Source organism: Nocardia sp. NPDC059154 (assembly GCF_042755705.1).
In the GTDB taxonomy this organism is placed as follows: Bacteria; Actinomycetota; Actinomycetes; order Mycobacteriales; family Mycobacteriaceae; genus Nocardia.
In genome coordinates, this window is record NZ_JBHZCS010000038.1 from 34,096 (window position 1) to 53,523 (window position 19,428).

Below are 19,428 nucleotides of genomic sequence, written 5' to 3' on the forward strand. Positions count from 1 at the left end.
CAGTCGACAGGTATGAACGGTCGGCGGCGTGTTCTGGGTCTGTGCGCGGCGGTACTGAGTCTGGCCCTGGTGGCGGGCTGCGGCGGTGCGGACAACCCGGCCCCCGCCACCTCGACCGCGGTGCCGCTGGTGTCGACCGGCGACCTGCCCAAGGCGCAACCGGGTGAAGTACACCTGTTCGGGATCAACGACCTGCACGGGAATCTGCAACCGCCGGACGGCGCCAACGGCAAGGTGGGGACGTACACCGCCGGGGGAGCGGCGTACCTGGCCGCACATCTGGCGCGGCTGAAGGCGGCCTATCCGGACAGCGCCATCCTGTCGGCCGGGGACAATATCGGGGCCAGCCCGCTCGTCTCCTCGCTGTTCCACGACGAGCCGACCATCGACTTCCTGAACTCGGTGGGTGTCGCGGCCTCCGCGGTCGGCAATCACGAATTCGACCACGGCGTCAACGAATTGCGCCGACTCCAGCAGGGCGGATGCGCCGCCGACGGCTGCACGCCGGGCGAGCCGTTCACCGGGGCGAAGTTCCCGTACCTGGCCGCCAATGTCACCGACGGCAACGGGCAGCTGCCGCCCGGGCTGAAGGCGTGGACCATGCTCGAACTGGGCGGCCACAAGATCGGCGTCATCGGCGTCGTCACCACCGACACCGAGCACATCGTCACGCCCGAGGGCATTCGCGGCTACCGCTTCGGCGACGAGGCCGACACCATCGGCAAGTACGTGCCCGAGATGAAATCCGCGGGTGCGGAAACCGTGGTGGCGCTGCTGCACGACGGCGGCGCCCAGCAAACCCACGGCGGCCCGGTCGATTACAACGGCTGCCACGGCATCTCACCGGACGTCCAGGCACTGGCCCACCGGACCGATGCCGCGGTGTCGGTGCTGCTCACCGCGCACAGCCACCAGGCCTACAACTGCACACTGGACGGCAAGGTGGTCACCCAGGCCGCCTCCTTCGGCCGCCTCGTCACCGACGTCACCCTGCGCTTCCACGACGGCAAGGTCGAGGCGAAGGCCGTCAACCGGGTCGTCACCCGCGATGTCACGCCCGCGCCCGCCGCCACCCAGCTGGTGGATTACTTTGCCGGACAAGCCAAACCACTGGCCGAGCGGGTGATCGGCCAGGCCACCGCGCCGGTGCCCGCCGAGCCCGCTCCGGCCGGGGATTCCCCGCTCGGCGATGTCATCGCCGACGCCATGCTCGACGCCATGACCACCGTGCAGGCCGTGGCGGCCTTCATGAATCCGGGCGGGGTGCGCGCGGGGCTGACCGGCGGCAACATCACCTACGAGCAGGCATACACCGTGCAGCCCTTCGGCAATCAGGTGGTGGCGGTGGCGCTGACCGGACAGCAGATCCTGAATCTGCTGGAGCAGCAATGGGACAATGTCAGCAAGCCCGGCGTGCTGTCGGTCGCGGGCATCACCTACACCTACTCCGACGGCGCGCCCAAGGGACACAAGGTGGTCGACGGCAGCGTCCGGGTGGCCGGGCAGCCGCTGAATCCCGTGGCGGTCTACCGGGTTTCGACCAACAACTTCCTGGCCGCCGGGGGCGACGGCTTCACCGTGTTCCAGCAGAGCCGCGAAACCCTGGTCGGCCCCATCGATCTCGACGCCCTGGAGAACTACCTGCGCGGCCGCGGGGCGGTCACCCCGCCCGCGAGCCGCATCGAGAAGCACTAGCGCCGGAACCCCTCGACCGGGAGCCTTGGAGTGCTATTGGCCCATCACGTATTTCACCGTCGGGCCGGCGGTCCAGCCGCCGTCCACCGCGAGTTCCGCGCCGGTGACGTAGGAGGACGCGTCCGAGAGCAGGAAGACGATGGCCGAGGCGATCTCATCGGCCTCGCCGACCCGGCCCATCGGGGTATTGGGATAGCCGCCCTCACCCTGCTGGATGCCGACCTGTGCGGTCATCGGTGTGTAGGTCATGCCCGGGTGCACGGAGTTCACTCGAATCCGGTCGGTGCCGTTCTCGATGGCGGCCACCTTGGAGATCCCCCGCACCGCCCACTTGGAGGCGCCGTAGCTGCCGGTCAGGGCCAGGCCCATGAGCCCGGCGGCGGAGGAGATATTGACGATCGATCCGCCGCCCGCCTGCTTGAGCGCGGGGATGAAGGTCCGCATGCCCAGGAAGACGCCGACCAGATTGATGTCGATGACCTTGCGGAAGTGCTCTACCGATTCATTGGCCAGCAGCTCCCCGGTCGAGATGCCGGCATTGTTCACCAGGCCGTGCACGCTGCCGCCGAAGGCGTCGCAGGCCGCGGCCAGCGCGGTGGTCCAGTCGAGTTCGGAGGTGACGTCGAGGTGCTGATAGGCGGCCCGCGAGCCCAATTCGGCCGCGAGCGCCTTGCCCTCCTCGTCGAGCACGTCGGCGATCACGACATTCGCCCCGGCCCCGACCGCCTGCCGGGCGGCCGCGGCGCCGATGCCCCGGGCCGCGCCGGTGATGAGAATCGTCTTGCCGCTCAGGTCGTGCATGGGAGGCTCCTTCCAGAGGAACCGGCGCCAGGCGTGGTGACCCGTTCGCCGGTCACACAGTTGGTTTGCTGAATAGTGTCCGATGTGTTGCGAATCGGCTCGGTGGCGCACCCGAATCCATATTGTTGATATGTCAACCACTTCAACCCGGGTGGCGGCACGGGTATTCCCGTAGGGTGCGGGCGTGAACCGCGCGCCGATCGGCACCGTCGACGAACTCATGACCCTGCTGGCCGGCTGCGCGGACGCCTGGGACATGCCCGACCGCAGCGGCGATCCGGTCGACATCCTCGACCACGACCGGCAGTGCGCCGAGCTCCTGCGCCGTGACTTTCCCGGCGACGAGGAACTCCAGGTGGCCGGGCTGGTGCACGACATCGGGCACGTGCTGGTGCCCGGCGACGACGCGGGACACGGAGTCCACGGCGGCGACGCGGTCCGCGCCCTGCTCGGCGCACGGGTCGCGCGGCTGGTCGAACTGCACGTGGTGGCCAAGCGGTATCTGGCGGCCACGGATTCGGTGCACGCCGAGGTGCTTTCGCCGTCGAGCCGGCGCACCCTGATCGCGCAGGGCGGTCCCATGACGCCCGCGGAGATCACGGCGTTCGAGTGCGATCCCGATTTCGCCGCGGCCCTCGCGCTGCGGCGCGCCGATGACGCGGGCAAGGTGGTCGGCCTGACCGTCCATCCCCTCGAGGCCTGGCGGCCGGTGGTCGAGCGGGTGGCCGCCACTCGCTGACCGCGGGTCGCCGGGCCCGGCCGGGCGGCCTGCATAGACTCGCTCTGTGCCGTTGTCCCCGCGCGTCCCCGATCTGGCCGCCCTCGATCTGCTGTTGTCGGTGATCGAGCTGGGCAGTCTCGGGCGGGCGGCCAAGGCGCACGGCATCAGTCAGCCCTCCGCCAGCTCGCGCATCCGCTACCTCGAGCAGCTGGTGGGCGTGCCGGTGCTGGAGCGGACGACGCTCGGCTCGCGGCCGACGGCGACCGGCTCGCTCATCGCCGAATGGGCGCGCACTGTCGTGGATGCGGCCGCGCGGCTGGACGCCGGGATCGACAGCCTGCGCGCGCAGCGGGATTCGCGGCTGCGGGTGGCGGCCAGCCAGACCGTCGCGGAGTACCTGTTCCCGAAATGGCTGGTGGGCCTACGGGCCCGGATGCCGGATACCTCCATCGCCCTGGAATCGGGCAATTCGGCCGAGGTCGCCAAGGCGGTGCTCGAGGGCCGGGCCGGGATCGGGTTCGTGGAGAGCCCGCGCCTGCCGACCGAACTGGAAAGCCATGTGGTGGGCCGGGATCGGCTGGTCGTGGTGGTCGCGCCCGGTCACCCCTGGGCCCGCCGGTCCGAGATCGACGCGGCCGAACTGGCGCGCAGCCCGCTCATCTATCGCGAACCCGGATCGGGCACCCGGAACTCCTTCGAGCGCGCCATGACCGCCGGAATGCCGGGCTGGGAGCCGAATGTCGCGCTGGAGCTGTCCTCGACCACTGCGATCAAGACCGCCGTTGCCGACGGCATCGCGCCGGGCGTGCTGAGTTCCCTGGCGGTGGCCACCGAACTGGCCGAGGGAATCCTGATATCGCCCACGGTGACCGGTCTGGATCTGGAACGACAACTGCGTGCGGTATGGCCGATCGGACAGAAGCCGACCGGTCCGGCGCGTGATTTGTATGCCATTGCGCGCCGCCCACTCTGAATCGCCCGCGGGAGTTTTCGGGGGGAGTCCAGGGGGTTTCGCGCCATTCCGGGGAGTTTTGTCCGAAGTGTTGACAGAGTGACGCCCATCACCATAGTGTTCCGGCGCAGGCCCACCGAATTTCCGAAGGGCCGCCGCTGCCTGCACATTTATCTCGCCAATACAATGGCTTCGCTGAATTCGCAGCCCGAAGACACAAGTGCGCCAACGCCTCCCCGTGGGCGTTATCAAAGGGTTATGGTCACGGCATGGTGCGAACCGCCGCCGCTGCTGCAGACCCGGATGAGCCAGACATTCCGGCCACTGCTTCGCGGCCAAAGCTAGAGGTTGTTCCCGAATCGCCTGACCCCGAAGCGCCACAGTCCCACTCCTTCGGCGCGCACGTCCTGAGCCCGGCCGATATCGAGCGACTCCCGTCCTCGGCCCGACACCGCATCGCAGCCTTCATCCACCTGCAGGTGGCAACCCTGGAGGAGTGGCCAGAGCCGGTTCTGCCCCCCATTCCCGATCTCGACGATCTCTGACGTTCGTGCACCCCGGGTATTCCCCGAACCGGATTCGTCCAAACCTGTGTGGTGCCGTCCGATTTCATCCCGCACCCTGCTGAACTTCATCGAAAACGGCCGCAGCCCAAGCGCATCGGTGACGATGTGCGGGAACTGCGGCCGCGCCGTGGTTGATCAGCCGCCGATGGACTGGAAGATCTTGACGCCCACCAGGATCACCGCGAGCAGCAGGTAGCCGCGCAGGGCGAACATACCCACCGTGCGCGCCGTGGAGAACGCCGGTCGCGCCAGGGTGTCGAGCGCGGGGGTGCGCCAGGTGTCGCGGTCCGCCTCCAGAATGGCCTTGCGCTCGGCCTTGGTGAGGCGAGTGGAGTCCAGTTCCTCCACCTGATCCGGATCCAGTCCGCCGAACTCGGCCGCGGTCCGCTCGGCCCGGCGACGCCGGCCGCGCTGCCAGGCGATGAGCATGCCCGCCCCGCCCAGGACACCGACCAGCGCGCCCGCGCCGAAGCCGATTTCGAGGGTCGTGGTGGTCAGGTCCGGGAAGAAGGTGGCCGCGGTCAGCGCGAGCGACAGCAGCACCAGCGACCAGACGATGACCCCGGCGACAATGTTCTGCCTGACCGTGTTCACCCACGGGCCGAGCACGGCCTTGTCATTGCAGAGCAGGACCAGGAACACCGTCGCCGATGGCAGCAGCACGCCGGCCAGCGCCTGCACCCCCTGGGTCAGCAGGCCCAGCACATGATCGGGGCTGAACGACACCGCGGCGGCGACGCCGAGCAGCGCCGCGTATCCGATATAGAAGGCCGGCGCCTCGGAGACCTTCCAGTGCAGCGAGTGCCGCCGGCCCAGGGTGTCGCCGAGGGCGTAGGTGGTGGCCAGGCCGACGGCATTGGCGCCGATGAGCGAGGCGTCCAGCAGCAGGATGGCGAAGAGCGCGCCGGCGGTGGTGCCCACGTGGTCGTGCAGCGCGTGGGCGACGGCCCCGGCATCGGTGAAGTTGCCGACCGCGGCCGTGCCCGCGAGGCCGAAGGTGGTCGCCGCCATGATGGCGACCGCGCCGACCATGACCACGACGATGCCGACCCACAGGTCGATGCGCTCGTAGCGGATCCAGCGGGGGGTGATGCGCTTGTCGACGATGTTGGACTGCTGGAAGAACAGCTGCCACGGGGCGACCGTGGTGCCCACGATGGACACGATGAGCAGCAGCAGCGTCGAGTTCAGCCCGCCCGGGAAGGACGGCAGGAATCCGTGCGCGACCTGGGATGCCTTGGGATGCACCAGGAATGCCAGCGGGAACATGACGATGTTCAGCGCGATCAGCCCGAACAGGAACCGCTCCCAGCGCCGGAACGAACCGCCGGCCACCATGGCGAACAGCGCGACCGCGGCCAGCGGCACGGCGACGCCCTTGGGCAGCCCGAAGTAGTTGAGCGCCATGGAGACACCGATGAACTCGGTGACGATGGTGAGCGCGTTCACGATGAACAGATCGCCGACGCTGAACGCGCCCCAGAACTTGCCGAAGCGGTCGAAGATCAAGCGCGCGTGGCCGACTCCGGCGACCGCGCCGAGACGGACCACCATCTCCTGGTTCACGTAGAGCACCGGGATCAGCAGCACGAGGGTCCAGACCAGCGCCATGCCGTAGTTCTGTCCGGCCTGCGCGTAGGTGGCCACGCCACCGGCATCGTTGTCGCCGACCATGACGATCAGGCCGGGCCCGATGATGGCCAGCAGCATGCGGAAACGCTGGAGGCGGGAACGGCCTTCGAGGGTGTCGTGCCGGCCGATGGAGCCGAGCGCGCCGACGATATCGCCGATGTGCGCGCTGTCCATGACGGCGCCGGTGGGGTGGATGTCGGCGGCGGGCCGGCCGGCTGCGGCGGGCACGGCGACGGTGGAGGTGCGGCGGCTGGAGCCGTTCGCGAAGAAGGCCATGGCCTGTCCCTCGCTTTCGATCATCAGGTGTGCGGGCGTGCGGAATACGCCCGGCCGCCGAGCGAGTTCGGGCACGGATCGACCGGCCCGGGGCACGCGCGGCTACCGACCGGCGGTGGAACGCCGGGCACGCCTGTGCGGGAAACGGGTCAGCCGGTGACCGGAATGCGGCAAGCCGGGGACGTCGGGGGAGTGAAATCCATAGTCGGATACGGACTATCGCCGGAACTCATTGTTCGTCCCTCACCTCCTTGCCGCCGGGACGTACGTGGACGTCACTACATCGGGTGTCGCATCGCGCACAGCAAGAGGGATCTGGGCCCCGCGCGATGGCGTGGACCCTGCACCCCTCTCGTCAGAGCTTCGGCACTGCACGACGTATCCGGGGGCTCGCGGCCCGGGAAGCCACTTCGGATCACCCCTTAATCCGGGGTGATCTGTCCTAACCCTGGGCGTCTCTCGACGTCGTCGGATCAGTGGCCTGTGTTCGTACAGGAGCCTCGCCTAGCGAGGTGCTGACTGGGCAATGGTGAGCCCGGTCGTTCCGCTTGTCAAATCCGGGCCGGTCGGTTCCTCGTAATCCCTTGTGTCCCAACCCGGTCCGACCAGGGCCACTCCGTGGCAAACATTCATGGCCGCCGGGTCCGTTATCGCATCCGGCGGTGGCGACGATCAACCGGTAAACCTGCCGAACCGGGGAGTCGACATGCAATTTCCGATCCGTGCCCTGACCGGGGCCGCCGCCCTGATCGCCGTGTCCACGCTGGGCCCGGCGATCGCCCAGGCGGCACCGCCCGACTTCGTGCAGTTCCGCACACCGTCGGGAAATATCGGCTGCATCGTCTCCGCGACGACCGCGGCCTGCGAGATCTCCCAGCACGACTACGCCACCCCGCCCCGGCCGGAGAGCTGCCACCTCCAGTACGGGGACCGATTGGTCCTGGAGAGCACCGGCGTCGTCGACTTCCACTGCCACGGCGACCGTCTGGTCGAATCCACCGCGGCGGTCCTCGACTACGGCACGAACGTCACCGTCGGCGGCCTCACCTGCCTGAGCACCACCGACTACGTCGAATGCGCCGGGGCGGGCCACGGCTTCCGCCTCTCCCGCCAGGCCTACACCATCGACTGACGGGCCCTACGGCTTTCGATAGTCCGTGAGCAGGGCCAATTCGGCGCGGCTGGGCGTGGCCGCGCGGACCGGGAGGCGGGTCCGGCGGTTGTGCAGGGCCTGCCAGATGCGGTCCCGGGTGAGCGGCAGGTCCGTGAAGCGGATGCCGGTGGCGTCGCGGAGGGCAATGGCCAGGGCGGGGGCCACCGGGTTGAAGGGGCTCTCGCTCATGGACTTCGCGCCCAGCGGGCCGATTTCGTCCGAGGTGCGCATGAAGGTGACCTCGGTGCGGGGTACATCGGCGAAGGCGGGCAGACGGTAGCGGCGGAAGGCCGCGGTGGTGACCGCGCCGTGCTCGTCGAGGCGGACATTCTCGAACAGGGTCGCGCCGAGCGCCTGGGCGACACCGCCTTCCACCTGGCCGCGGCACTGCATCGGGTTGATCACCCGGCCGGCGTCGGCGGCGTGCACGCTGCGCAGGATGCGCAGTTCGCCGGTATCGGGATCGACCGCCACCTGGAACAGCTGCGCATTGAAGGCGACCGAGCGGGGTGTGCCGCCCCAATGACCGTCCGCGGCAAGGGATTCCCCGGACTCGGCCGACAACTCGTGCAGCGCCTGCAGGGAGATGCGGCGATCGCCGCAGCGCACCGAGTCCGCGCCGAGCTCGCAGTCCTCGGCAGCAACGCCGAGATGTGTTGCGGCGGTGGCACACAACGCGGCGGCGAGCTTGCGCGCCGCGTACAGCACCGCCTTGCCTGCCACCACGGTGCCGGTGGACCCGAAGGCGCCGGTGTCGTGGCGGACCACATCGGTATCGGACTGGCGGATGGCGACGCGGTCGGGGACGGTGGCCAACTCCTGAGCCGCGATCTGCCGGTGCACGGTCGTGGTGCCGTTGCCGAATTCCGCGGTGCCCACCGCCAGGTCGTAGCAACCATTGGGCAGCAATGTGATCCGGGCGTCGGCGTAGTGTCCGCCGGGCGGTCCGGTGGCGATCATGGACAGGGCGGTGCCGCTGCCGGTCAGCCGGCCCGGCGGGGCCGGCGGAAACGGTTCGGCCAGGGCCCGGCGGATGATGCCGAAGCACTGGTCCAGGCCGTAACTGGCGATGTGCAGATCCTCCTCGTGGCCGCCGGGGGTGACCATGGGCTCGCCGGGGCCGATCATATTGCGCTCGCGAAACACCAGCGGGTCGAGGTCGACCCGGCGGGCCAGCTCGTCCATCACCGACTCCATGGCGAACACCACCTGCCCGAGCCCGTAACCCCGGAAAGCCCCGGCCGGGACGGTATTGGTGTAGACGGAATATCCGTCGACCTTCTTGCTGGGGCAGCGGTACACCGCCATCGACTCACCGACGGCATGGAAGAGCACTGCCGGACCGTGGTTTCCGTACGCGCCGGTATTGGAGACCACCCGCGCCTGCAGGGCCGACAACCGGCCGTCCGCGCGGGCGCCCGCCTTGATGTGGACCGTGAACGGATGCCGGGTGGTCGCACCGTAGAACTGTTCCGCGCGTGTGTATTCCAGCTTCACCGGCCGCCGCAACCGCAGGGCCGCCAGCACCACGATGTCCTCGACCAGCATCTCCACAGCTCGGCGGGCTGCCCTGCGCACTGGTCACCGCGGCCGGGCGGGTGCTGGCCGCATCGGCCGGGGCCCGGGTGGCGACCGCCGCGACCGTGCGGCGCGAACTGCGCGGGGCGCCGGAGTCGAATCATCCTGTCGGGGAATCGGATTCCGCCTACGACCGGTGGTATCTGCACCTACCCGCCGGATCGCACGCCCCGCCGCGACTGGTGCACGAGATCGCCGACGTGCTGGGCCGGTACCGCGACCGGACGCTGGCGGAGGGACGAACGCGACCGTGCCGCAACGGAGTTCGTACTCCGGATGAGCGCGCCACAGACGGGTTCCGTTGCGACGGAGGTGGATTCGCTCGGCGCTGCCGAGCCCGGCCCGTACCGGATGCTGTGCGCGACCGTCGCGCACCGCGATCCCGTGGCCGCCGCCGACGCCCTGCGCGAGCTGGTTGCCCAGCTGATCGACGCGCCGACCCCGATCGCGACCGACGGCGACCAGGCGCTCGCCCTCATCCCCGACCGTCCCGACCTGCTCGACCGCCTGCGCGCGGCCCACCCCACGGTCGCCGCCTGCGACCCGAATGCGACTCTCGCCGTGGGTATCTCGACCGCGTCCGGGCTCGCCGACCTCCCCGATGCCTGCATCCGCGCCACCCACGCCCGCCGCGCCGCCCACGCCCTGCGCTCCGGCGTCACCGCCGCCGAGGATCTGGCCACCCTGCACGAACTCCTGGCCGGCGTCCCCGAACCGATCCGTGACGCCTATCGCACCCGCGTCCTGGGTTCCCTGCTCGAAGAGGACGACTCGCATGCGGCCCTGCGCGCCACCCTGATCGCCTTCCTCGACCACAACGGCTCCTGGACCCGCACCGCCGAAGCCCTTTACCTGCACGTCAATACGGTCCACTACCGGATCGAACGGATCGAGCGCCTGACCGGGCGCGACCTGTCCCGCCTCGACGATCGCATCGATCTGCGGGCCGCCCTGATGGCGGCCGGTGCATGATCGGTCGGTGTCCGAACTCAATAAGCACAATGTCGTCTACTTCGAAAGTGCCACCATGCGAGGGCTCTACGCCGCTCTCGACGAGTGGCAGCAGGCCAACAATCATCGGTTCCTGTCGCTCGGCATTCAGCAGGATGACGGGCTCTTCTGCTGCATTGCCCTGACCAATCCCGCCGAGGTGGTCATCACGAGCGCCGACGGCCACAATCACGCCGCCGTCAACCGATTCGGCCTGCTTTCCGTCACCTCCGACTAGCCGATCGTTTTCGGTTCAGTAGTTCAGTAGTTCAGTTCCGGGTCGTGGCCGGGTGACCGGTCACGACTCGACTCCACGCCGCGCCTGCCACGAACTGACCTGACGCGGACGCCATGCCCCGCGGACCAGAGGGTTGTGCCCCTGGCGCCCGGCACGCTGCTCCCGCTTGAATTCGCGGAAATATTCGAAGCGGATCATCAGCAAACCCGAGACGATGAGCACCGCGGTCGCGATCGCGCCCAGTATCGCCCAGCCGTGGTAGCCGGACGCGGCGGCAGTGAGTGTCATGCCGAGGCTTGCGATGCCGAGCAGGCACAGCACCAGAGCTGGGCCTTCGCCCGGGTCCTCGATGGCGTCACCGGGATGCGGATGCCAGTGCTCTCCGTTCGGCTTGACCGCCGTCACCCTGACCATGTCCCTACCTCCCTCGAACCGAGAAGACTCCTTACCTGTAGTCCAGAATGCACCCGGTGTTGCGGCTACGTGCGAGTAATGTCCTGAAATTTCGGAGAGAATGCCCGATTCTCAGGCGTCATTTCGGGAATCATCCCAGCAATTGGCCCTCCGTCGGGAGGTGGATACGCGGGAATGGCTGTTCGGATTCGAGGAGATACGCCAGTTCGATAAGGGTTCGCTCGTCGCCGTGCGCACCGGAGAGTTGCACGCCGACCGGCAGTCCCGTGCTGGTTCGGCCCATGGGCAGCGATATGGCGGGGGTTCCGGCGACATTGTTCAACGGTGTATAGCCCACGTAACCGGTGAGCCGCTCGATCAATTCGGGGAACGGAACCGTCGGCGAGACGAATCCGAGTTCCGGTGTGGTGTGCGAGAGCACCGGCGAGACGACCACTTCGTGCCGCGCGAACATCCGGGCGTAGGCGGCCGGCACCCGGCGCAGTCGCCGCAGCGCACCCGGGGTGCGGTGCAGGGTGCGGCGGTGATGGTCGCGGAGGCCGCGGGTGAGGCCGTCGGCCTTGGCGGCGTCGAAGGACCGGTCCAGGATGATCTTCCCGGTGCTGACCGCGAGATCGGCGAGCAATGCCCAGTACTGCACGAAGTCGGCGGCGAACTGCGCGGTGACCGGCAGCGTGATCGGTTCCACGATGTGACCGGCCCGTTCCAGCAGGCTCGCGGTGTGCTCGACCGCCGCCCGGGTGGGCACGTCGACCTCGGCGCCGGTGACACTGTGCATGATCAGCCCCACTCGCAGCCGGCGCTGGGCCGGTCCGTGCACCGCCCCGACCGGTGCGAGTCTCGGATTGCGCCACACATCCTCGGCGGCGGCCACGAACGCCGCGGTATCGCGGACCGTGCGTGTGACCACGCCCTCGGAAATCATGTGAACGGGAAGGTGTTTCACCTGTTCACCGTCCACGTGGCGGCCGCGGCTCGGCTTGAGGCCGACCAGTCCGCCGCACGCGGCCGGAATGCGAATGGATCCGCCGCCATCGTTCGCGTGCGCGATCGGGACGACGCCGGCGGCGACGAGCGCGGCCGAGCCGCCGGACGACGCGCCGATCGAATGGGCCAGGCTCCACGGGTTCCGCGCGGCCGGCTCGGTCATGTACTCGGTGGAGGCGTTGAAGCCGAACTCCGGCAGTCGCGACTTGCCGATCAGCGTCAGTCCGGTGCCGAGGAACTGGCGGGTGTAGGCCCCGTCCTTCGCGGCGGGCCGGGCCCGGAAGGCTTCGCTGCCATGGTTCGTCGGCAGGCCCGCGACATCGGTGTTGTCCTTCACGAACGTCGGGACCCCGTACAGCGCGCTGCCGGGCCGGGTGGCATAGCGCGGGGAGTCGTAGAGCGGGCAGGCGACCGCGTGCAGCTCGGGGTCGACCGCGCGGGCCCGGTCGATGGCGGCGGTGGCGAGCTCCCGCGGGCTCACCTCGCCGGCGCGGACCAGGTCCGCGAGGGCAACCGCGTCGTGTTCGCCGAGGGCATCGTCGCGAAAGGCGTGGAGGGGCGTCATGCCGAGCAAGCCTAGAAGAACTTACAGACTTTGCCCAGGTAAATCTGTAAGGAATTACAGAGAGCGACTAGGGTGGGTGGCGTGACCGAACGCCGCCATCGCCCGAGCGCCCTGGCTCGGCGAGCAGCCCTGCTCAAAGCCGCAGTCGAGGTGGCGGCCGAGGTCGGCGTGGCCGGGGTGACCCATCGAGCGGTCACCGAGAAGGCCGGGCTGCCGCTGACCACCGTCGGCTACTTCTTCGACTCCATCGACGCGCTGACCGAGGAGGCGCTGCGCGTCTACACCGAAGAGGATGCCGACACCCAGATCGCGATCGCGGAGTCGCTCGCCGAGGCGCACGGTTCACCCGACGAGATCGCGGCCGCCTTCACCGCGGCCGCCACGCCGCGCACACCGGAAACCCTTGCGCTGTTCGAGGCCTACCTGCACGCGGCGCGTCGGCCGGAATCCCGTGACGCGGTCACCCGCGCGCTGACCGCCGCGCGCCGGGCCGCCGCCGCGGGCGCGCGGGCGGCCGGGGCCCCGGATCCGGATGCCATGGCGCCTGCCTTCACGGCGCTGGCGCATGGGCTCGCGCTGCACGAGCTGGCCTCGCCGGGTGCGCTGCCGCCGGACACCGTGCACGCGGCCTTCCGTGCGATGTTCCTCGGATTCCTGCTCGACAGCGGGCATATCGAGCCGGCCCTGCAACTCAGGCGGCAGCCGGCACCGCAGGAGTAGCGCGGTGACCGACCCCGCCGTGCGGCACCGGGACCGGGTGGACGCCCGGCTGGACCTGCCGATCATTCCGCCCGCCGTGCTGATCGGGGTCGCCGAGATCGGGCGGCGTGACGGCTGTGACGTCGAATCCTGGTTCGCGGGAACAGGTTTGGATCCGGACAGCCTGGTCGCGGTGGACTCGGTGAAGGTGTCGTTCCAGGAAGCCGTGACCGTCCTGCGTCGCGCGGTGGAGGCGCTGCCCGGCCGGCCGCTCGGCATGCGGGTGGGCATGCGCGACAGCCTGCTGTCGATGGGGATGCTGGGGGTGGCCATGCGCTCGTGCGCCACCGTCGGCGACGCGCTGTCGGTCGGGATCGATCTGCATCAGGCATCGGGGACCCTGATGGATGTGGAGGTCGAGCGCTCGGGCCAGGAGGTCGCGCTGCGGCTGCACGAGCGCCGGCCCGAACCCCGGCTGCTCGCCTTCCTGTGCGAGGAAGTGCTGTGCAGCGTGCTGATTCTGATGCGCTCGGTGCTCGGCCCGGGCTGGTCGCCGACCCGGGTGGAACTCGGCTATCCGCCCCCGCCGTACGCCGCCGAGTACCACCGCTTCCTGCGCTGCCCGGTGGACTTCTCCGCCGGAGCCAACCGCGCGGTCATTCCCGTTGCCGCACTGGAGCTTCCGATGCCCACCCATAGTGCGCCGACCCGGACCATCGCCATCGAGGCCTGCCGGCGGCTGCTGGATGTCGGCCGTCCGGCCCCGGACATCGTGGTGGCCGTCGAGGCGATGCTCGAGCGCGACCTCCGCCATCCGCCGACCATGGCCGAGGTCGCCGCCCACCTGCATGTCACCGAGCGCACCCTGCGTCGCCAACTCGCCTCCGCCGGTGCGAGTTTCAGCACGGTGCGGGACCGGGTGCGGGAGCGGCGCGCGATCTTCCTGCTGCGCCGATCCGGACTGTCCATCGGCGCGGTCGCCCGTGAAGTCGGCTACAGCGATATCCGGGAATTCCGACGCGCGTACATCCGCTGGACCGGGTATCCGCCGAGTTCCATACGGCGAGAACCGGAGTGAGCCCGGTGCCGTGCCGGGCGCTCAGGCCTGCGTCTGCCGGACATCGCGGGCGGATCCGACCGCGTCGAACATGCCCGGGGTGAGGGTCTGCCAGCCCAGGCGCTTGCGCAGCGCGCCCAGGTAGCGGTGATACGCGCGGGCGTCGACGTAGGCGCGGTGGCGTGCGGTGGGCAGGAAGTTGATGCCGCCGTTGAGCTTCGGATGATCGGTGGCGATCAAGCGGTCGAACGCCGCCGCCCGCGCCGGGGCATGGTCCTGATCGTGCAGGTACTGCGCCAGCACATTGCTGATGTGATCGAACAGGGTGTAGGCGCTCGAATTGACCTCGAGATAGCCCAGCCCGAACAGATTTCGATGCTGCCGGTTGAACGCGGACAGATACAGATCCGGTCGTCCTTCGTTCCAGGTGAAATGCCGCTCGGCATAGGGGATCGCCCAGTCGTAGCCCGTGGCGTAGAGAACCAGGTCGACCGCTTCGCTGCTGCCGTCGGCGAACCGGACCCGAGTGCCGTCCAGGCTCGCGATATCCGGCCGGATCGCCACATCGCCGTGCTGGAGGTGGTGGACGAGCTGACTGTTGAGCAGCGGATGCGATTCGAACAGTTTGTGATCCGGTTCGGGCAGACCGTATTTGGTGAGATCGCCCTGAACGAGCCGGAGTAACGCCTGGAAGAACGGCCGCTCCAGCCAGAGCGGCAGCTGCGGCCCGGTATCGGCGAGCTCATCGCTCGGGATCCCGAGGACATGTTTGGGAATCACGTGATAGCCGCGCCGGATGCTGACGAATGCGGCGGCCGCATTGGCTGCGGCATCACACGCGATATCGGCCCCCGAGTTGCCCAGGCCGACGATGAGTACCCGCTTGCCACGGAACTCCAGCGGGCTGCGGTACTCCGACGAGTGCCGGATCTCGCCGGCGAATTCGCCCGGATGCCGGGGTCGGCGGGGCGCCCAGGTGACGCCGGTGGCGCAGATGACGGCCCGGTAGCGATGTTGCGCGCCGTTCGCGAGGGTCACCAGCCAGTCGTCGCCGTCCTTCTCTGCATCGGTCACCTCGGTGTTGAACCGGACGGTCTCGCGCAACCCGTAGGCATCCGCGAAAGCCCGTGTGTAGTCGAGGATCTGCCGATTGCCCGGGTAGTCCGGATAGGAATCGGGCATCGGGAAGTCGAAGAATCCCGAGGTCTTCCGCGACGAAATGAAGTGCGCGGACTCGTACATCGGTGAACCCGGATTGTCGAGATCCCAGATACCGCCCACATCGGAATGCCGTTCGAACTGGTCATAGGCGATGCCCAGCCGCTTCAGTGCCCGCGCCGCGGACAGCCCGGCCGGACCGGCGCCGACGATGCACACTCGACGCTGTGCCGGTTGAGTTTCCTTGTCTGCCATGGACTCTCCATTCGCGTGCCGAAGAATGAGGGGATTCAACCCGCCGGAGCCGCGAATCCAGGAGGGCCGATCCGGCCAGAAGAGTGGGGAAACCGGACAACCAGATCGGCACACTCGACGCCCCGTTGGTCGCGGCGCCGTTAGCGTGCCCTCGAATTCGTACATCGAGGAACGCTCGTCGCCGGCTACTTCGCCACGAATTCCTGAAATCACTGCCCGGGGTCGAACCCCAGGGCGTCCACTTCAACTACAACAGCGCGAACACCCAGGTGCTCGCCTGGCTGCTGGAGAAGGTCTACGACCAGCCGTTCAATGAGATTCTCTCCCAGCAGCTGTGGCAGCCCGCCGGGATGGAAGCGTGCCCCGCGGGCTGCCTGACGGGCGTGCACCTCGCGCATACCGTGCAGTTCACTGGCGACGGGGACTTCGCTGGCCAGGGCAACGCGGAATGGCACACCCGCTACCGGGCGGTACTCCAACAGCTCGGCGGCTGTCGCTGACCACTCGTGGCGATCGGGCCCTGTCGATCTTTTTTCGCGGCCGTGTCGATCTGTCGGGGAGGTCGTTCGACCTTGGTGTGAGAGGGTCGGACAGCGACCCGCGACAAGGAGGACAATCCCGTGAAGTACATGCTGATCTGGCGCGCCAGCGACGAGGGCAATGCGGCCATGGCCGAGGCCGACTTCGAGAAGGTGCTCGAATCCGTCGGGCGCTTCAACGACGAGCTGATCCGGGCCGGGGTCCTGCTGGCCGCCGAGGGTCTCGACAGTGCGGAAGAGGGTGTGGTGGTGGACTTCTCGTCGGAGCCGCCGCTGGTCACCGACGGACCCTACGGCGAGACCAAGGAGCTTTTCGGCGGCTTCTACATCCTGAACGTGGCCTCCAAGGAGGAGGCCGTCGAATGGGCCAGGCGGGCGCCGTCGTTCGGTCCCGGATTCAAGACCGAGATCCGGCGCGTCACCACCATCGACGAATTCCCGCAGGACAACGAGTGGATCCAGAAGGAACGCGCCTGGCGCGAGGCCACCGGGCAGCTGTGAGCCGCTGAGCCATGGCCGACCCCACCGGTCGTGACGCCGTCGCCGCGGTGTGGCGCATCGAATCCGCGCGCATCGTCGGCGCCCTGGCCCGCTACACCGGCGACTTCACCCTGGCCGAAGACCTCGCCCAGGAGGCGCTGGCCGAGGCGCTGGTGACCTGGCCGCGCGACGGCGTGCCACGCAATCCCGCGGGCTGGCTGCTCACCGTCGGCCGGCGTCGTGCCATCGACGCCTTCCGCCGCCGCGCCACCCGCGACGACCGGTACCGCGCCCTCGCCCGCGACCTGGGCGAGGGCGGGGTCGCCACCGGCGGGACACCCGCGGAAACGCCAGGGGCGGAACCGCTCTGGGATCCCGATCAGATCGACGACGACGTGCTCGCGCTCATGTTCGTGTCGTGCCATCCGGTGCTGTCCCGCGAAGCACAGGTGGCGCTGACCCTGCGCGTGGTCGGCGGCCTGACCAGCGACGAGATCGCCAAGGCCTTCCTGGTGCCCACCGCGACGGTGCAGGCCCGCATCACCCGCGCCAAGAAAACCCTTGCGGTGGCACAGGTTCCGTTCGCCATCCCTCCGGCCGACGAACGCGCCGCCCGGCTCGGCTCGGTCCTGAACGTCGTCTACGTGATCTTCACCGAAGGCTCCTCGGCCACCTCCGGCGCACACCTGATCCGCCTCGACCTCGCTGCCGAAGCCCAGCGCCTCGCCCGGGTGCTGGCCCGCCTCGTCCCCGAGGAGCCCGAGGTCCACGGATTGCTGGCTCTGCTGGAACTGACCGCCGCCCGCTTCCCCGCCCGCACCGACGCCACCGGCCGGCCGATCCTGCTCGAACACCAGAACCGAATGCGCTGGGACCGGGCGGCCATCCGCCGCGGCCGCGCCGCCCTCGACCAGGCAGCCCGCATCGGCCGCGGCCTCGGCGCCTACGGTCTGCAGGCCGCAATAGCCGAATGTCACGCCGTCGCCGACTCCGTCGAGGCCACCGACTGGCCGCGCATCGTCCTGCTCTACGAAGCCCTGGCCCGGCTCTCGCCGTCCCCGATCATCGACCTCAACCGGGCCGTCGCGGTCTCCATGGCCGAGGGTCCAGCCCCGGCCCTCGCCATCGTCGACGACCTTAGATCGGCTGCGGCCCTTCCGAATTCCCATCTGCTCCCGAGCGTCCGCGGGGAACTGCTCGCCAGACTGGGCCGGACAGCCGAAGCCCGAACCGAATTCGACCTCGCCATCGCCCTGTGCGGCAATGACCAGGAACGCACCCTGCTCGAAGCCAAACTTGCCGAACTGGATTGACCAGCTCCTCGGGTCGCGCTCGGGGATTTCCCCCATGCCGATTCTGGGGATGTGCCGGATTACGCCGGGGCGGTGGCGAAACTAGCGTTCAGTCATGACTTCGACTCTGCGCGGGCGCCTTTCGGTTGCCCTCGGCGCCGCCGCGTTGCTCGTCGCCGAGATGGCCACCGCGGTCGCCCAGCCCACCGGTTCCTCGCTCGTGGAGCAGTTGCGTCAGGACACCGAAGCGATCCACGCCCTCGGCATCAGCGGCGTGCAGGCCCGCGTCATCACACCCGACGGCGGGCAATCGGTCGCCATCAGCGGCACCGCCGACCTGAACACCGGCCTCCCGGTCCCCTCCGACGGCTACTTCCGCATGGCCAGCACCGCCAAGACCCTGGTCGCCACCGTGGTCCTCCAACTCGAGGCCGAGCACACGCTGACTCTCGACGACACGGTCGACCGCTGGCTGCCGGGAGTCGTGCAGGGCAACGGGAACGACGGCAGCCGGATCACCATCCGCCACCTGCTCCAGCACACCAGCGGTATTCACGACGACCTGCCCGGATACACCACGCCGGAGGAGTACTACCAGCAGCGCTACGACCTCTACAGTCCCGAGCAGCTGGTGGCCCGTGCCATGGCCCAGGCGCCGGACTTCCCACCCGGGCAGGGCTGGCAGTACTCCAATACCGGATATGTCCTGCTCGGCACGATCATTCAGCAGGCCACCGGCCGACCCGCCCACCAGGAGATCGAAGCCCGCATCCTCGGCCCGCTCGGGCTCGACCAGACCCGGTGGACCGGCGCCTCGCCCACCCTGCCCGAGCCGCACGCCCGGGCCTACCAATTCTTCGGTCCCGGCGCCGAGATGGACGTCACCGATCAGATACCCGTTGAGCACGAGATCCTTTCGTGGGTCACCACCACCCGGGACGAGAACAGCTTCTTCCGCGCGCTGCTCGGCGGCCGGCTACTCCCCGCGCGGCAGCTCACGGAGATGAAGCAGACCGTCCCGGTGAGTGCGGAACTCCAACAGCTGTGGCCCGGTGGCCGATACGGGCTCGGCCTGGCCGAACGGCCCCTCGGTTGCGGAGGAACCTACTGGAGTCACGAGGGCGGGGACGGCGGCTACATCACCCTCAACGGCGTCACCGAGGACGGCACGCGAAGCGCCGTGGTGTCCATGTCCGAGGCGCGCGGCGACACTCCGGAACACATCCGCGACCAGGAGAACGTGGCCGGCGCCCTGATCGACCATGCCCTGTGCGCCGAGAGCCGGTGAGCAGCGCAGCCGATCGTTGTGGAGTCCCAGCGAATCGCTGTGCAGTCCTGCGGCTTTCCGTATGTGATTGAACTAGCCCACGACGGCGTCGA

At 69.0% G+C, this 19,428-nt stretch carries 19 protein-coding genes and 1 riboswitch; of the genes, 13 read left to right on the top strand and 6 right to left on the bottom strand.

The window, feature by feature from the left end; genetic code table 11:
* Positions 1–12: 12 nt before the first annotated feature.
* Positions 13–1,695: a bifunctional metallophosphatase/5'-nucleotidase gene (locus ACFXN1_RS29395; protein WP_379442605.1), complete on the top strand. Its 1,683-nt coding sequence runs from the start codon at positions 13–15 to the stop codon at positions 1,693–1,695.
* Positions 1,696–1,728: 33 nt separating this feature from the next.
* On the opposite strand, the gene ACFXN1_RS29400 is transcribed toward ACFXN1_RS29395, so the two are convergent.
* Positions 1,729–2,496 (bottom strand): glucose 1-dehydrogenase, encoded by a 768-nt coding sequence (locus ACFXN1_RS29400; RefSeq protein ID WP_379442607.1) that lies wholly within the window; start codon positions 2,494–2,496, stop codon positions 1,729–1,731.
* Between the two features lie 184 nt (positions 2,497–2,680).
* Here ACFXN1_RS29400 and ACFXN1_RS29405 point away from each other — a divergent pair, with 184 nt between their 5' ends.
* From ACFXN1_RS29405 to ACFXN1_RS29415, 3 genes are all read left to right on the top strand, one after another.
* Positions 2,681–3,235 (top strand): inositol oxygenase family protein, encoded by a 555-nt coding sequence (locus ACFXN1_RS29405; protein WP_379442608.1) that lies wholly within the window; start codon positions 2,681–2,683, stop codon positions 3,233–3,235.
* Positions 3,236–3,281: 46 nt separating this feature from the next.
* Entirely contained in the window at positions 3,282–4,190 is a 909-nt protein-coding gene (locus ACFXN1_RS29410) for a LysR family transcriptional regulator (protein ID WP_379442609.1), read from the top strand.
* Positions 4,191–4,438: 248 nt separating this feature from the next.
* Positions 4,439–4,714, top strand: coding sequence for a hypothetical protein (locus ACFXN1_RS29415; RefSeq protein WP_354834502.1), 276 nt, complete (start codon positions 4,439–4,441; stop codon positions 4,712–4,714).
* A gap of 156 nt (positions 4,715–4,870) precedes the next feature.
* On the opposite strand, the gene ACFXN1_RS29420 is transcribed toward ACFXN1_RS29415, so the two are convergent.
* Positions 4,871–6,643, bottom strand: coding sequence for an NRAMP family divalent metal transporter (locus ACFXN1_RS29420; RefSeq protein ID WP_379442632.1), 1,773 nt, complete (start codon positions 6,641–6,643; stop codon positions 4,871–4,873).
* Between the two features lie 340 nt (positions 6,644–6,983).
* A riboswitch (M-box (ykoK) riboswitch) is annotated at positions 6,984–7,162 on the bottom strand.
* A 187-nt stretch (positions 7,163–7,349) separates the two neighbouring features.
* Here ACFXN1_RS29420 and ACFXN1_RS29425 point away from each other — a divergent pair.
* Positions 7,350–7,775 (top strand): DUF6636 domain-containing protein, encoded by a 426-nt coding sequence (locus ACFXN1_RS29425; RefSeq protein WP_379442611.1) that lies wholly within the window; start codon positions 7,350–7,352, stop codon positions 7,773–7,775.
* 6 nt (positions 7,776–7,781) lie between these two features.
* On the opposite strand, the gene ACFXN1_RS29430 is transcribed toward ACFXN1_RS29425, so the two are convergent.
* Complete coding sequence (locus ACFXN1_RS29430; RefSeq protein ID WP_379442612.1) at positions 7,782–9,344, bottom strand: xanthine dehydrogenase family protein molybdopterin-binding subunit; 1,563 nt, start codon at positions 9,342–9,344, stop codon at positions 7,782–7,784.
* A 306-nt stretch (positions 9,345–9,650) separates the two neighbouring features.
* Between ACFXN1_RS29430 and ACFXN1_RS29435 the strand changes: the two genes are divergently transcribed.
* Together ACFXN1_RS29435 and ACFXN1_RS29440 are read left to right on the top strand one after the other, a co-directional pair.
* Positions 9,651–10,346, top strand: coding sequence for a PucR family transcriptional regulator (locus tag ACFXN1_RS29435; protein ID WP_379442613.1), 696 nt, complete (start codon positions 9,651–9,653; stop codon positions 10,344–10,346).
* Between the two features lie 7 nt (positions 10,347–10,353).
* On the top strand, positions 10,354–10,602 hold the full coding sequence (locus tag ACFXN1_RS29440) for a hypothetical protein (protein ID WP_379429231.1): 249 nt from the start codon (positions 10,354–10,356) through the stop codon (positions 10,600–10,602).
* A gap of 60 nt (positions 10,603–10,662) precedes the next feature.
* On the opposite strand, the gene ACFXN1_RS29445 is transcribed toward ACFXN1_RS29440, so the two are convergent.
* Both ACFXN1_RS29445 and ACFXN1_RS29450 read right to left on the bottom strand, forming a co-directional pair.
* Positions 10,663–11,016 (bottom strand): hypothetical protein, encoded by a 354-nt coding sequence (locus tag ACFXN1_RS29445; protein ID WP_379400952.1) that lies wholly within the window; start codon positions 11,014–11,016, stop codon positions 10,663–10,665.
* Positions 11,017–11,146: 130 nt separating this feature from the next.
* Positions 11,147–12,568, bottom strand: a complete 1,422-nt coding sequence (locus ACFXN1_RS29450) for an amidase (protein WP_379442614.1) — start codon at positions 12,566–12,568, stop codon at positions 11,147–11,149.
* 81 nt (positions 12,569–12,649) lie between these two features.
* On the opposite strand from ACFXN1_RS29450, the gene ACFXN1_RS29455 reads away from it, so the two are divergent.
* Positions 12,650–13,288 carry a TetR/AcrR family transcriptional regulator gene (locus ACFXN1_RS29455; RefSeq protein ID WP_379400954.1) on the top strand — a complete coding sequence of 213 codons (639 nt, stop codon included), beginning with the start codon at positions 12,650–12,652 and terminating at the stop codon, positions 13,286–13,288.
* A gap of 4 nt (positions 13,289–13,292) precedes the next feature.
* The gene (locus tag ACFXN1_RS29460; protein ID WP_379442615.1) at positions 13,293–14,345 is read left to right on the top strand and encodes an AraC family transcriptional regulator; all 1,053 of its coding nucleotides are present in this window, start codon (positions 13,293–13,295) and stop codon (positions 14,343–14,345) included.
* Positions 14,346–14,366: 21 nt separating this feature from the next.
* Here the strand turns inward: ACFXN1_RS29460 and ACFXN1_RS29465 are convergent, their stop codons facing one another.
* Positions 14,367–15,737, bottom strand: a complete 1,371-nt coding sequence (locus tag ACFXN1_RS29465; protein WP_379442617.1) for a flavin-containing monooxygenase — start codon at positions 15,735–15,737, stop codon at positions 14,367–14,369.
* Positions 15,738–15,820: 83 nt separating this feature from the next.
* Here ACFXN1_RS29465 and ACFXN1_RS29470 point away from each other — a divergent pair, with 83 nt between their 5' ends.
* From ACFXN1_RS29470 to ACFXN1_RS29485, 4 genes are all read left to right on the top strand, one after another.
* Complete coding sequence (locus tag ACFXN1_RS29470; protein ID WP_379442618.1) at positions 15,821–16,237, top strand: serine hydrolase; 417 nt, start codon at positions 15,821–15,823, stop codon at positions 16,235–16,237.
* A gap of 120 nt (positions 16,238–16,357) precedes the next feature.
* Positions 16,358–16,777, top strand: a complete 420-nt coding sequence (locus ACFXN1_RS29475) for a YciI family protein (protein ID WP_357011886.1) — start codon at positions 16,358–16,360, stop codon at positions 16,775–16,777.
* An 11-nt stretch (positions 16,778–16,788) separates the two neighbouring features.
* Entirely contained in the window at positions 16,789–18,069 is a 1,281-nt protein-coding gene (locus ACFXN1_RS29480) for an RNA polymerase sigma factor (RefSeq protein WP_379442619.1), read from the top strand.
* A 94-nt stretch (positions 18,070–18,163) separates the two neighbouring features.
* A complete protein-coding gene (locus ACFXN1_RS29485; protein ID WP_379442621.1) occupies positions 18,164–19,336 on the top strand; it encodes a serine hydrolase domain-containing protein in 1,173 nt (390 codons plus the stop codon).
* Positions 19,337–19,428: the final 92 nt, after the last annotated feature.